This window comes from Tamlana sp. 2_MG-2023 (genome assembly GCF_030548465.1).
In the GTDB taxonomy this organism is placed as follows: Bacteria; Bacteroidota; Bacteroidia; order Flavobacteriales; family Flavobacteriaceae; genus Pseudotamlana.
The window spans coordinates 462855-477338 of the sequence record NZ_JAUOSF010000002.1 but is presented as its reverse complement, the minus strand read 5'-3'; the positions used below and the strand labels follow the sequence as shown (position 1 = coordinate 477338).

The following is a 14484-nucleotide window of genomic DNA, read 5'->3' as shown; positions in this document are numbered from 1 at the left end:
GGTAATTATCTCAATATTATGTATTTTTGCACTCCTTTTAGCGAGTCGTTGGAAAGATAAAAGGAATGAAACTAAAAATTATATAACACTTCTGTGTGTTAATCGCTTAAATCTTCCAAAGCATACAGAATACAAAATATAATGTAATAAGTTGTAAAACACAACATTACATTATCACTTATTAAAATGGCGGAAAACGCAAAACAAGCTGAAGTTGAGGCAACTGAAGCAAAAAGTGCTCCAGTTGTATCTGAAGCAAAAGCAAATCCTGAAAAATTCTTAGCAGACTTTAACTGGCACAATTACCAAGAAGGTATTGATGAAGTTGATGATTTACAATTAAAAGAATTTGAAAAATTAGTAGCAGAAAATTTCGTTGACACTTTAGATGACGAAGTTGTAGAAGGAACTGTAGTGCATATTACAGATCGTGATGCTATTATTGACATTAACGCAAAATCTGAAGGTGTAATTTCGTTAAACGAATTTCGTTACAACCCAGGATTAGCTGTTGGTGACAAAGTAGAGGTTTTAATTGATGTTCGTGAAGACGCAACTGGTCAATTAGTATTATCTCACAGAAAAGCACGTGTAATCAAAGCATGGGATCGCGTAAATAACGCACATGATACTGGTGAAATCGTTAACGGTTTTGTAAAATGCAGAACTAAAGGTGGTATGATTGTAGATGTTTTCGGAATTGAAGCATTCTTACCAGGTTCTCAAATTGATGTTAAACCAATTAGAGATTACGATCAGTACGTAAATAAAACAATGGAATTCAAAGTTGTGAAAATCAACCACGAATTTAAAAACGTTGTTGTTTCTCATAAAGCACTTATTGAGGCTGATATTGAAGAACAAAAGAAAGAAATTATTGGTCAATTAGAAAAAGGTCAAGTATTAGAAGGTGTTGTTAAAAACATTACTTCTTACGGTGTATTTATCGATCTTGGTGGTGTTGATGGTTTAATCCACATTACTGATTTATCTTGGTCTAGAATTAACCACCCTAACGAGATTGTTGAGTTAGATCAAAAATTAAACGTTGTAATCCTTGATTTTGATGAAAACAAATCAAGAATCCAATTAGGTCTTAAACAATTATCTAAACACCCTTGGGAAGCTTTAGCTGAAGAGGTTAAAGTTGGTGACAAAGTAAAAGGTAAAGTTGTTGTAATCGCTGATTACGGTGCATTTATCGAAGTTGCTGATGGTGTTGAAGGATTAATTCACGTTTCTGAAATGTCATGGTCTACACACTTACGTTCTGCTCAAGATTTCGTATCTGTAGGAGATGAAGTTGAAGCAGTTATCTTAACTTTAGATAGAGAAGATCGTAAAATGTCACTTGGTATCAAGCAATTATCTGCTGATCCATGGACAGATATCACTGGAAAATACCCTGTAGGTTCTAAGCACACTGGTGTGGTTCGTAACTTTACAAACTTTGGTGTTTTTGTTGAATTAGAAGAAGGAATCGACGGATTAATTTATATCTCTGATTTATCTTGGACTAAGAAAATCAAGCACCCATCTGAATTCTGCGCTGTTGGTGACAAATTAGATGTTGTGGTATTAGAATTAGATGTTGAAGGACGTAAATTATCTTTAGGTCACAAACAAACTACTGCTAATCCTTGGGATAAGTATGAAACTGAATTCGCTTTAGGAACTACGCATACTGCTGAAATTTCTGAAATCGTTGACAAAGGAGCTACAATCGAATTTAACGAAGATATCGTTGCATTTGTACCTTCTCGTCACTTAGAGAAAGAAGACGGTAGCAAAGTTAAGAAAGGGGAGTCTGCTGAATTCAAAATTATTGAATTTAACAAAGAGTTTAAACGTGTCGTAGCGTCTCATACAGCTATTTTTAAAGCTGAAGAAGTTGCAAACGTAAAAGCTGCTGTTAAGAAAGCTGCTAGTGCTGCTGCAGAAGCAAAACCAACTTTAGGTGATGCTAATGACGCTCTACAAGCGCTTAAAGATAAAATGGACGGGAAATCTTAATTAGATACTAATTAGTTTCTCATTTCCGTGAAGACAGAAATCCAATAATAATCTAAAGCCTCTCAATTTCCGAGAGGCTTTTTTTGTGCACTAAAGTGAATTATAGCGTTTTCTAGCTGTTTGATTACCCGATAGCGCAAACAACAATAAAAAGAAACGTTGATAGCGCTGACTGTCTCAAATAGTAGACTTAAAAATATACAGCAGAAATTGTATCTTTGTTATAATAAAGATATAGAAAACATGGATTTAGAAGCAAGAAAATACGAGTTTATACAAAAGTTGTTTTCTGTAAACGAAACACTTTTCACAAAGTTAGAAACAATTCTAAATAAGGAAACGGAAGAATTTGAAAGAATTAGTATCGAGCAATATAATAAAGAAATTGATGAAGCTAATGAAGAAATTGACAACGGTAATTTTTATACGCAAGAAGAAGCTAGAAAAATAGCTAATCAATGGTAGAAGTTATTTGGGGAAAGCTAGCTTTAAAACAATTGAATAAAGCGTATAACTACATTAAAAAAGAATCTTTACAATCTGCTATAAAAGTACGTGAAGAAATCTTCGACAAAGCAGAAAACTTAAAATACAATCCAGAGATTTATGCATTAGATAAGTATCGTAAAAATAACGATGGCACAATTAGAGCTTTTGAAGTTTATAGTTACCGAATTACTTATCAAATAACAAAATATGAAATTAGGATATTACGAGTTCGTCACACAAAAAGAGAACCTTTAGATCATTAACCCCGATAGCGCGGACAACAATAAAAATAAACATTGATAGCGCAGACTTTTAATCCGTGTCCACAAGAGTAAGCAATAAATTAGAAAGCCTTTACAGTCCCGATAGCAATCGGGACTGTAAAGGCTTTCTAATTTAACGTTTAACGTCTATAGTCATCAGGAAGTTTAAAAAAAGGAAAGAGTTTTTCAGTTAAATTTAATAGTTCTGTATTTATTATTAAGCTTTGAAGGCCATTTATTGTAAATGAGTGTTGTGGCGTATTTATTTAGGCACGGACTACAAGTCCGCGCTATCGGAACCCATATAGGCAAAACGTCTTTGATAAAAAGAGCGTTAACTGAAATTTTAAACCCAATTCATGAAAAGGAAATATTGCTTGCCCATGGACTTTACAGGAAGGCTTATGAAAGGCTATATTTTTATAACACCTGAAGGTTTTGATTCTCATGACGATTTAACGTAGTGGATGACACTATGCCCCAAATTTAATCCGATTGCAAAAGCGAGTAAACGGAAGCAATAACTTCCGCCAGTTACCTGTAAAATTATACCAATCTCAAGCGGAACACAAGCACATGGCTTATAGTTTTATGGAATATTTAGCAAGTTTTCACGGAAAACAGGGTGAAAAAGGGAGCTAAGAAATAAGATATTTGTATACCTTAAATATTAAACCTAAAAGACTATGACACCAAAAGAATTAGCTTCATTAGAAGGAGAAGAGTTAGCAAATGCATTTGTAGCCTATTTTAAACCTTGGGCTTTAACACCTTCCTGTGTTGAAATGCTAGAAGAAATTTCTACTAAAATTATTAATGTGACCTATGAAGATGAACTAAAGGTTTATTTTGAAAATTATGATGAAGACGAAGCTTCTATAACTTTTGGAGCGCCTTACACAGATGATTTTCAAGATGCTAATCTTCCAGTTCCAGAATCTTATATGACAGTGGTTAAAATGCATAATACCATAATGTTTGGAGATGGCGTGCCCGATGCTATAGATTTTTATGGATATGATGGTGAAGGCCCTTCGTCTGAATTTATGTTAGAAGAACTTGAAGGCGATGAGGAAATACACCAAGGATTTTGCGAAGCTGGTCAGAATTGGATTATTTGGGATCACCAAAGAAAAAATGCTTTAGGAGAGCCTGTCATTATAATAGCAGATCACGGATTAGCAGTTGAAGATAATGATGATTTTCCAGAACAAAATAAAATAGCTTTCGGTACAGGAGGGCTTTTTATAAGATTAATGAAAGAATTTGTATTTGGCGATACAGATTATGGATGGGGTTAAAATAGAAAAAAGTAATATCATGAACTTAGTGATGGCTTCCTATCAAAAAAGAAAAGATCATCATATAAAATTGGTGAAAAAATCAATTCATTTTAATAAAAATATTTAGAGTATTAATTCAAAATAAAAAAACAATGAACTTCAACACTATTTGCGAAAGTGATTCACCAAATGAAGCGTTCTACGAACTACTAAAAGTTTTAGCTGTAGACATTGAAAGTGAGGCCGTATTAAAAGTAATAACGGAAGGCGCTCAAAGTTTTTCAATGGAAGAAAGCACTCTCGTTGTAAGGATGGAAAGTGGAGATAGCCTATATATATATCCTCCGAAAGAGAGTGACTCCTATACAAAACAACCTAAGCGATACCAAGAATTGTCAGCTGCTTTTAGTGGACTTTCGTTTCCTGAAGAAGATGATTTGGGTCTGCATTTTGGTGCCTTTCAAGTTCATTCTGAATTCCCAGAAGCTAAACGCGCATTTGCACCCATACAAGAATATGACAATTGGTACTATTACAATAGTGACAATGAACTATGCTACATTAGTCATGAAGGAGGAAGTGAACAACGTGCTAAGTACGCAGACACTGGCGTAAGTTACCTCTACGAATTGGCTGAATTATTATATTTAGAACTTGATGAAATACGCGCATCACTTCCGTTCGAGTCCAGTATAAAACTGGTCAAATCAAAAGAATTTATAAGCTTTGAAAAAGCTAGAGACAGCGTCGCTCAAATTAATACCTCTTCAGATGGTAAAATGTTTGCCATGCCTGGTATAAATGCCGATTCAGTTCGCTTAACGACTACAGAAGGAGAAACGATAAAAGAGTTTTACAGCGGATACCGGATATTCCCTACGGCATTTTCTTCCTGTGGATCCTATTTTGCTTTTGGAGATAATTACAGCAAAATTACCGTTATAGACATGAAAACCAATGCCGTGAAATGGGTGTTTTATGGTGATGATGATAAGATAGAACCTGAAGCTTTGGTTGATGAAGCAACCAAACATACCATCGGTGAATCTAGTGGGCACAACCACATGATATACTCGTTAAAATCGCTATCTTTCTCTCAAGATGGCCATACGCTATTCTCTGGAAGTTTCGGCAAAATATCGGCGCATAGCTGTGAAGCTGGAACACTTCAATTTTCTAAAGTGTATAAAAAGAAGAAGCGTAGTTGGGTAACTGTACTCGAACCATTAAATGATCATGAATTACTAATTAGTAACGAAAAAGTTAAAAGTATTGTGCCTTCTACTCAAAAAAACGGTACACAAATTTCCACTACCTGATAATAACGGGGTGCTTAGTGGTGCAATAAGTAAAAACAAGGAGCTCGTCGTGCTAAGTAACACGAACACGTTACTTTTTAACAATCAGGGTGAGCAGCTACAAAAGCTTTCTAATGAAAGAGCATTCGCTGTAGCGATTTCAAGTGACAATACTCTGGTGGCGATTCTTCGAGATACGTCCTGTGTTGATATTGTTGGTATTGAGGGGGCGTTATTATGTCGTCTACCTCTAAAAGGTAAACAAAATGGTTCGATGAGTGGATACTCTATTGAGTTTATCGATGACACCACACTCTTAGTTGGTTATACCTGTGGAGCCGTTGAACTTAAAATTGAGGATGTGGTTTAAGGGAAAGCTACTCGTTTTAGGTTTTATAAACGAAAAACAGTAGTTTGACAATAAAGAAGCTATGCCGTTACAACAAGTGAAATCGCAGATGTAGACGGCATTACATAAATAAAAAAATCTAGAAAAGCATGAATAACACTAAAGGTCCTATGTCCCCACATTTTTCACTTGAAATTATAAATCAAATTTTTGTAAGCTATGCGGAATGGTTACAAAAATAGAGCGAGTTGCTTGTAGTAAGGCTTACGCAAATATTGACCATATAATGTACTAAGAATAAATAGTGAATATGACTGATAATACCACAATAAAAGAACTCATAGAAAATGGAAACCTTGAACAATTTAAAATAGAAATTAATAATGCTTTTGACATTAATACTAAACTTGAAGACAAAGCCCATTTACTGCATTATGCCTCTCAGTTAGGTCAAAATGAAATAGTTGCGTTTCTTCTAGACGAAGCTGTGGATATTAATGCAAAATCTAACGAAGGTATTCGTCCGCTTCATATGGCGGTAAACTATGCACGCCTTTCAACAGTTAAACTACTTTTAGAGAGAGGCGCAGATATTCACGCACTATCTAAAGATGGCTACCAGCCCATACATACCGCTTGTTTTTCTAATGGAACACCAGAAGTTCTTCAGTGTCTTATTGATAATAATGCAGATGTACATGCTAAAATAGCACGTGATAGTGTTGCACTCAACATGGCCATTGAAAACAATAAGATAGAGCTTGTAGAACTATTAATTGCAAATGGTGCTGATGTAAATAACATTGATGAAACAAAGTTCACACCATTGTTCTATGCCATCAAAAATGATCAAGGCGAAATACTGGAACTACTCATTAAACACGGTGCAGATATACACCATAGGGTTTCTAAGGATATTAGTGCGCTCATCTACTGTACAAAGGGAGGTAAAGCAGATTGTATCAAGCCACTTATTGAAGCAGGATATGACTACCTTAAAGAGGACAATGGTGAAAGTCCTTTTCACTGTGCCGCTATTAAAGGATTTGGATATGTTCTACAAAAGGCTGCAGAATCAGGAGTAGACCTCAATTTCAAAGATAGCAAGGGAAAGACAATGCTTGACTATACTTTTGAAAATGAAAATGAGTTTGCCATGAAAACGCTCTTGAAAGCAGGTGCCAAAATAACAACAGAGCAGTTACAATTAGCAGCACAAAATGGTGATTCTGATTCACTGGTGAAATTGATTGAGATTGACCCCGATGCCGTTTTTAAAAATAAAAGATCTCTAATTCACGCAGTCATTGAAGCAGGTAAACCAAAACTACTCGAAGCGCTTCTTGAAAAATCAACTAAAAATATAAATTTACAAGATAATGAGGGTAATACTCCGCTTCACTTTGCAACATATGAGTACAACCAAAAACTACTACCGCTGCTTATTAATGCTGGTGCAGATCCTACATTGATTAATAATAAAGGTGACAATATCATTAATAGAATGAATCCTGATATTAGCTCAGAAAATATTCTACTTCTAAAAGAGTATACCGAGTTATTCACTCGTAAGAGCAAATATGATGAAACACCAATGGAGTATGCTCTGGCAAATAGTTACTGTAAGTCCTATCCTGCATTTGCTCAAATTCATTTTGAGATGAATGATGAAACCGAATATTCAAAAGGGTTTACCCCGATTCAGATGGCTGCAGCTCTAGGGGTTAAAGAAGCATTAGACCAACTAATTAAAGAGAATCGCCTTAATGATATTAATGATAGTGGCAATAACCTGCTCTGGTTTCTTATCCCACTTGAAGCTTACGACAAAGAGAATAGTAGAATAAAACGTATTATTGATGCTGGAATAGAAGTTAACCATAAAAACAATGATGGTGTTACTGCACTTATGCAGGCGTCCATAAAAGGAAACAGTTGGGCCAGAGAAGCGCTACTAAAAGGTGGTGCAGATACGTCTATATCAGATAGTATGGGTAAGACACCACTTCACATCGTTACCGATAAAGGGAGTAAAGGCGCTATTGAAGAACTTTTAAAGTATGGAGCTAATCCTGATATCAAGGATAATGATGGCGTGACTGCTCGTGATATAGCAACTGCTTCTAATGACGAAACTATTATAAAACTGTTTAGCAACTAATACACCTATTCGGGTAATACTTGGTGGTCAAAACAAAGACTAAAAGTTTAATAAATTGTATTCTATTTACAATAAAAATGATAAATGGAGAACAAGTGTAATTACTGGATATTATGTATCCTTTCTCACGCTAGTTTAAATACTAATGGCGAACTGAGTAAGTATTAGGGTAAGTAAAAATAATTTAGACAAATCCGATAGAGCGGACTTGTAGTCAGTGCCCATAAGAGTAAGCAATAAATGAGAAAGCTTTTATAGTTCCGATAGCTATCGGGATATAGAGGCTTTTTTATTTAACTTCTATATAAAGTTTTTCGGTTGAATTTAATAGTTCTATATATACTTTTAAGCTTTGAACGGTATTTGTTGTAAATAAGTGTTGTAGCTTATTTATTTAGGCACGGACTACAAGTCCGCGCTATCGGATTAAAACGAATATTATATTTTGGAACGTGAATACGCGCAAGGGATAGCAGCGGCATCCTTTTTTGAGGTACGAGAAAAAGATATAGTGGATAGCCCGACCCTTTTGGGATGCGCCCAAATAATCTTTAACGTGATTGGTTTCAACTTCTAATATTTTGCCTTACCTTTGTTCTCCAACTTAGGTTTTGGATAATAATATGAGTCAAAAAGTTTTACTTAACGAAAAAGAGGTAAACATCATTCTTCACCGATTGGCTTGTCAACTTATTGAAAAACATCACGATTTTTCTAACACGGTTCTTATTGGTTTACAGCCGCGTGGCGTGTTTTTAGCTGATAGATTGGCTAAAATTTTGACAGATGATTACAAGGTTAAAAACATTCAATTAGGACACTTAGATATCACTTTTTTTAGAGATGATTTTAGAAGAGGCGAAAAACCTCTTGAAGCCAATAGTACAAAAATTAATTTTCTAGTTGAAGATAAAAATATCGTCTTTATTGATGATGTTTTATACACCGGAAGAAGTATTAGAGCGGCTTTAACGGCTATTCAATCTTTTGGAAGACCTAATGAAATTGAGCTTTTAACGCTTATTGACCGCCGTTTTAGTAGACATCTGCCAATTCAGCCAGATTATCGTGGACGCCAGGTAGATGTGATTAATAATGAAAAAGTAAAAGTAAACTGGAAAGAGCATGATCATTCTGATGAAGATGTCGTTTACTTAATTGAACAATAAATATAAATAACTAAAGTTAAGGCTTAAGCTACCTAAGCGTAGCAGTCTAACTTTCAACTTTTAACTTTGACGATGAGCGAATTAAGTGTAAATCACTTATTAGGAATTAAATATCTTAACGAACAAGATATTCAACTTATTTTTGAAACCGCCGATCATTTTAAAGAAGTGATTAATAGACCCATTAAAAAGGTCCCTTCGCTTAGAGATATTACTATTGCCAATCTGTTTTTTGAAAATTCTACCAGGACAAAACTGTCTTTTGAACTGGCTGAAAAACGTTTGTCTGCCGATGTGATTAACTTTTCATCTGCGCAGTCTTCTGTGAAAAAAGGTGAAACTTTAATTGATACGGTAAACAATATTTTATCAATGAAAGTGGATATGGTGGTGATGCGTCACCCAAATCCTGGGGCTGGAGTTTTCCTTTCAAAACATGTTAAAGCAAGTATTGTAAATGCTGGTGATGGGGCACATGAACACCCAACACAAGCCCTTTTAGATTCGTATTCTATACGTGAAAAATTAGGTGATGTTAGCGGTAAAAAAGTGGTTATTGTGGGTGATATTTTACACAGTAGAGTAGCGCTTTCAAACATTTTTGCCTTACAATTACAAGGGGCTGAAGTGATGGTTTGCGGACCAAAAACATTGATTCCAAAGTATATTCATGAACTTGGAGTAAAGGTTGAAACTAATTTGCGTAAGGCTTTGAATTGGTGTGATGTAGCTAATATGTTACGCGTACAAAATGAGCGTATGGATATTAGTTATTTCCCGTCTACTAGAGAGTATACTCAGCAGTTTGGAGTCACCAAAGATTTACTAGATTCTTTGGATAAGGAGATTACCATCATGCATCCCGGACCTATAAATAGAGGCGTGGAGATTACCAGTGATGTGGCCGATTCAAAACAATCGATTATATTAGATCAAGTTCAAAATGGCGTTGCCGTAAGAATGGCCGTTATATATTTATTAGCATCAAAAATAAAACAGTAAATTATGATTTTAGACCAAAATGGAAATACTTCTATAATTACTCAGGAAAAAGTTACTGTTATAGAACTAGTAAAAAAGATTCAAGCTTTATATCCTAAATTTAAAAACAATAATATCATTGTCGCTTTAAATACTTTAGGGGTTTTTGGAAAAGAAGATATTGTTGAATTTTTAGAACTTTCAAATAAACATAGAGCCACAAAGCAATCTTTTGTTATCGTGACCAACAAAATTGACCTTGACGTGGTTCCTGATGAGATTGTTGTAGTGCCTACACTTCAAGAAGCTCATGATGTTATTGAAATGGAAGACATGGAACGTGATTTAGGGTTCTAACCTCATGCTTATCGTATTTGTCGTTTAAAATTTACTTCACTTTTACATGACCGGATACAAACCAAAAGGGATTAAATGAAATTATCAATATTAGGCTGCTATAGCGCTACACCACGTACCTTAAACAATACCACCTCTCAAGTTTTAGAAATTAACAATCACATGTTTCTAATAGATTGTGGTGAAGGTACACAGGTGCAATTACGCAAGCATAAAATTAAATTTAATCGCATAAAGCATGTTTTTATTTCGCACTTACATGGTGATCATTTTTTTGGTTTGGTTGGTCTCATATCGACCTTTAGACTGCTTACTCGCGAAACAGATTTACATATTTATGGTCCGAAAGGTATTAAGGAAATTGTAGTGCTTCAGATGAAATTAGCAGATTCATGGACGAATTATAACCTATATTTTCATGAGTTGACTTCTAAAGATTCAGAATTGATTTTTGAGGATGATAAAGTAGAGGTGCACACGATTCCACTAAACCATCGCATTTATACAAATGGTTATTTGTTCAAAGAAAAAGAAGGGGATCGTAAGTTAAATGTTTCTGCCGCTGAAGAAGCTAATATTGACGTTGCCTATTATAGAAAGTTAGTTCAAGGTTTTGACGTAAAAAATGAGGATGGGGTTTTAATTGATCATAAAAAGGTAACAAAACCAGGAGCGAAACCATTAAGTTATGCCTTTTGTAGTGATACGATGTATAAGGAAGACATCGTACCCATAATAGAAAATACCGATGTTTTATACCATGAATCAACGTTTTTAGATCAGCATGAGCACTTGGCAACAAAAACAAAGCATTCAACAGCAAAACAAGCGGCACAAATAGCTAAACAAGCACATGTAGGCACTTTGATACTAGGACATTATTCAACCAGATACGATAATATAAACGTATTTAAAAAGGAAGCTAAACAAGTGTTTGCCAATGTAAAGTTATCTGAAGACGGAAAGACTTTTGAGTTTTAAGCTAAAACTTTTAAACTATTTACCCAAGTAACAGCTTCTTCTAAAGAATAACAAATGTGCATTTCTAATTTAGAGAAATGTTTTTCTAAATTGGCATTTAAACGCCCCATTTGGTTGTAAGAAACAATGGCTGTCGCCACTAATTGATTTGAATTCGCGGTAATATTTGCCCAATCTTGAGGATCTGTTGAATAGGAGTTTGTGCGATTAGATATGTAAGCAAGTTTTGCATCTTCGCCGTAAAATGCAATAATTTCTTTAGCTGCAAAGATGATTTTATCCATATCAAAATGTACACCTTCATAAATTTCTGAAATAATAAAATTTTCACATAGAAAAAAATTACCAAAGGGTAATTCAAGTTTGCTAAAACTAAATCTCTCACTTAGAGGGGAATTCTCAAATTTCATTATGGTTTCTTATAACTTGCAAATTTAAGGTCTTTACTGAAATTTTCATATAAAAAAAATATATTTTTCGTTAATTTGTAATCTATGGAAAAGGATTTAGGTAAATATAGAAAGTCATACGAGCGGGGAGCCCTGCTTTTAAGGGATGTCCCAGAAAACCCGTTAGAATTATTTCAAAAATGGTTTCACGAAGTGGATCAATACTTTATTGAAGATGAAACTAACGCGATGACGGTTTCAACCATTGGGTTAGACGGTTACCCGAAGAGTAGAGTCGTGTTACTTAAACGCTATACTTATGAGGGCTTTATCTTCTATACGAATTATAACAGCGAAAAAGGAAGAGCTCTTGAGGCCAACCCTAACGTATGTTTATCTTTCTTTTGGCATGGTGCCGAACGCCAAATCATTATTAAAGGTAAGGCTGAAAAAATAGCAAAAAATTTAAGTGACGGTTATTTTGAATCGAGGCCACGTGGTAGTCAATTAGGTGCATTGGTTTCACATCAGAGTGAGGTGGTTGAAAATAGACAATTCCTAGAAAATAAACTACGTGAATTAGAAACCGAATATGAGGGTAAGGATGTTGTACGACCTGATTATTGGGGTGGCTATATAGTGAAGCCAGTTGAAATTGAATTCTGGCAAGGACGCCCAAACCGACTTCATGACCGTATTCGTTATAAGCTTCAAGAAGATTACGATTGGAAAATTGAGCGCTTATCGCCTTGATTTTAGTAGAAAGTTATAAAAAAAAACAAAGCCATCTAAAGTTGTAGATGGCTTTGTTTTGAAATATAATAAGGTTTTTATTCCATTTGTACGACTATAAAATGAGTACGTCTATTTAGTTGGTGCTCTGCTTCTTCACAGTTCGTGCTATTTTCACAACCATTGGTTAATTTACGTTCTCCAAAACCTTCATGAGACGTAATTCTAGAAGGATTAACGCCTTTATTAATTAAATACTCGTATGTAGAATTAGCACGGTCTATGGATAATTTATCATTATAACTTAATGTTCCTCTTGAATCGGTGTGTGATTCAATTTTTATAACCATTTCAGGGTAATCGTAATTCATTAAACTGACAATTTTATCAAGTTCTAATGCTGCGTCTTCTCGAATATTATGACTGTCATAATCGAAGTAGATATCATTTAACTCTGCCAGTTTAACAACATCATGAATAGGGTTTAATAATAAATTGGTGTTAATGGTTATCAGTTCAGTTTGAAGATTTTTTGATGTAAAGTTTCTATAATCTTCTATGTATTTATCCTGACTAGCAACTATTTTATAATTCTTATTTCTATCTATATTGATTTGATAATACCCGTTTTTATCTGTGAACATAAAGGCAATTTCATTATCGGTTTCATCGTACAGCGTTATTTTAGTATTCTCAATTGGTGTCATATTAATCGCATCTGTTACAACACCTTCAACATGAAGTACAGGTTCTCGGTGAAAAGCATAGATGTCATCACTGCCACGACCTCCACGGCGGTTAGAAGCAAAATAACCTGTTATACCATCAGGGTTCATAGTGAAAGCAAAATCGTCTGTGCTCGAATTGATAGGAACACCTAAGTTTATAATATCTACGATTGAATCTTCATCATCACCTTTAATTGTTGCAAATATGTCCATTAAACCTAAACCAACATGGCCATCAGAAGAAAAGAATAACACGCCTTCAGCATTTATAAACGGGAAACCTTCAGCATTTTTTGTATTAATAATATCTCCCATGTTTTCGACATCTGAAATACTACCGTCTACATTGATATTTGCAACCCAAATATCTGAGCCACCATATGTACCAGGTCTATCGGATGCAAAGTATAATTTAGAATCATCACTATTTAACGCGGCGTGTTGCGTAGAAAATTCATCACCATTAATAGGTAAATCTTCAATGTTAGTCCATGAGCCATCAACTAGGTGTGCTCTATAGAGTTTCATATTGGTTAAACCCTTACTATCCTTTTTTTCAACCCCTTTGGTAAAGTTGTTTCTAGAAAAATACATGGTTTTTCCGTCTTTTGTAATGGTTACAGGGCCATCATGATAAATGGAGTTTACAGATCCAGGTAGTTTATTTGTGTGATCTACATTCTTTCTTGTTCCTGCCTCTGCTACATAAATGTCGAGGAAAGGTTGCTCGTTCCAACCATAAAGTCTTTTTGTAGTCACACCTTCGTCTCTAGAAGAAGCAAAGTAAACTTGGCCATCATGCTCAAAAGCTCCGAAATCACTATATTTTGAATTGAATCTTACTTTATCTAAGAAATACTGTTGTTTTGCACCAAATACGCTACTTATAAAATTTACGTTTTTTGTGAAATCATTATTGCCTGGAGCTCCTCCAGAATCTATGTAGCGCTGCAACCAAATCTCTGATTCCTTGTATTTTTTCATACCACGTAGCGATTGCGCATATTTATAGTAATATTCAACTGGGACATTCTCTTGTTTTACAACACTTTTATAATACCTGTTGGCATTTCGAGGGTCTCTTAATAAAGCATAGCAATCGGCTATCTTACGCGTAGCATAGTCTTTGTTATAGTTGTTTTGGATAAGTTCTTGGTATACTTTGGATGCCTTTACAAATGAAAATTTATTGAATAAAGTATCTGCTTTTTTTTGTTTTCCTTGTTGTGCAAACACTGAAAAACTTAAAAATAAAGCGATACAAAGAAATATGTTATTTATATTTTTCATA

At 34.6% G+C, this 14484-nt stretch carries 15 protein-coding genes; 13 read left to right on the top strand and 2 right to left on the bottom strand.

The window, feature by feature from the left end; genetic code table 11:
• Positions 1-186: 186 nt before the first annotated feature.
• The 12 genes from rpsA to Q4566_RS05110 all read left to right on the top strand — a co-directional run bounded on the left by rpsA (position 187) and on the right by Q4566_RS05110 (position 11344).
• Positions 187-2013 carry a 30S ribosomal protein S1 gene (rpsA, locus tag Q4566_RS05165; protein WP_303419146.1) on the top strand — a complete coding sequence of 609 codons (1827 nt, stop codon included), beginning with the start codon at positions 187-189 and terminating at the stop codon, positions 2011-2013.
• A 243-nt stretch (positions 2014-2256) separates the two neighbouring features.
• A complete protein-coding gene (locus Q4566_RS05160; RefSeq protein WP_303419143.1) occupies positions 2257-2478 on the top strand; it encodes a hypothetical protein in 222 nt (73 codons plus the stop codon).
• The gene (locus tag Q4566_RS05155) at positions 2472-2765 is read left to right on the top strand and encodes a type II toxin-antitoxin system RelE/ParE family toxin (RefSeq protein ID WP_303419140.1); all 294 of its coding nucleotides are present in this window, start codon (positions 2472-2474) and stop codon (positions 2763-2765) included. The genes Q4566_RS05160 and Q4566_RS05155 overlap by 7 nt, the downstream gene beginning before the upstream one ends.
• 495 nt (positions 2766-3260) lie before the next feature.
• Positions 3261-3407, top strand: a complete 147-nt coding sequence (locus Q4566_RS05150) for a hypothetical protein (protein WP_303419137.1) — start codon at positions 3261-3263, stop codon at positions 3405-3407.
• A 44-nt stretch (positions 3408-3451) separates the two neighbouring features.
• On the top strand, positions 3452-4066 hold the full coding sequence (locus Q4566_RS05145; protein ID WP_303419134.1) for a hypothetical protein: 615 nt from the start codon (positions 3452-3454) through the stop codon (positions 4064-4066).
• A 134-nt stretch (positions 4067-4200) separates the two neighbouring features.
• Complete coding sequence (locus Q4566_RS05140) at positions 4201-5367, top strand: hypothetical protein (protein WP_303419131.1); 1167 nt, start codon at positions 4201-4203, stop codon at positions 5365-5367.
• Complete coding sequence (locus Q4566_RS05135; RefSeq protein WP_303419129.1) at positions 5321-5716, top strand: hypothetical protein; 396 nt, start codon at positions 5321-5323, stop codon at positions 5714-5716. The genes Q4566_RS05140 and Q4566_RS05135 overlap by 47 nt, the downstream gene beginning before the upstream one ends.
• Before the next feature lie 289 nt (positions 5717-6005).
• The gene (locus Q4566_RS05130; RefSeq protein WP_303419125.1) at positions 6006-7856 is read left to right on the top strand and encodes an ankyrin repeat domain-containing protein; all 1851 of its coding nucleotides are present in this window, start codon (positions 6006-6008) and stop codon (positions 7854-7856) included.
• A 623-nt stretch (positions 7857-8479) separates the two neighbouring features.
• Positions 8480-9025, top strand: coding sequence for a bifunctional pyr operon transcriptional regulator/uracil phosphoribosyltransferase PyrR (gene pyrR, locus Q4566_RS05125; RefSeq protein WP_303419122.1), 546 nt, complete (start codon positions 8480-8482; stop codon positions 9023-9025).
• A 72-nt stretch (positions 9026-9097) separates the two neighbouring features.
• Complete coding sequence (locus Q4566_RS05120; RefSeq protein WP_303419119.1) at positions 9098-10027, top strand: aspartate carbamoyltransferase catalytic subunit; 930 nt, start codon at positions 9098-9100, stop codon at positions 10025-10027.
• Between the two features lie 3 nt (positions 10028-10030).
• Entirely contained in the window at positions 10031-10363 is a 333-nt protein-coding gene (locus tag Q4566_RS05115; protein ID WP_303419116.1) for a ribonuclease Z, read from the top strand.
• A 75-nt stretch (positions 10364-10438) separates the two neighbouring features.
• Positions 10439-11344 carry a ribonuclease Z gene (locus Q4566_RS05110; RefSeq protein WP_303419113.1) on the top strand — a complete coding sequence of 302 codons (906 nt, stop codon included), beginning with the start codon at positions 10439-10441 and terminating at the stop codon, positions 11342-11344.
• On the opposite strand, the gene Q4566_RS05105 is transcribed toward Q4566_RS05110, so the two are convergent.
• Positions 11341-11754 carry a hypothetical protein gene (locus Q4566_RS05105; RefSeq protein WP_303419109.1) on the bottom strand — a complete coding sequence of 138 codons (414 nt, stop codon included), beginning with the start codon at positions 11752-11754 and terminating at the stop codon, positions 11341-11343. The genes Q4566_RS05110 and Q4566_RS05105 overlap by 4 nt on opposite strands.
• Before the next feature lie 84 nt (positions 11755-11838).
• On the opposite strand from Q4566_RS05105, the gene pdxH reads away from it, so the two are divergent.
• A complete protein-coding gene (gene pdxH, locus Q4566_RS05100; RefSeq protein ID WP_303419106.1) occupies positions 11839-12486 on the top strand; it encodes a pyridoxamine 5'-phosphate oxidase in 648 nt (215 codons plus the stop codon).
• 77 nt (positions 12487-12563) lie between these two features.
• On the opposite strand, the gene Q4566_RS05095 is transcribed toward pdxH, so the two are convergent.
• Positions 12564-14483 carry an OmpA family protein gene (locus Q4566_RS05095; protein ID WP_303419104.1) on the bottom strand — a complete coding sequence of 640 codons (1920 nt, stop codon included), beginning with the start codon at positions 14481-14483 and terminating at the stop codon, positions 12564-12566.
• Between the last annotated feature and the right edge of the window lies 1 nt (position 14484).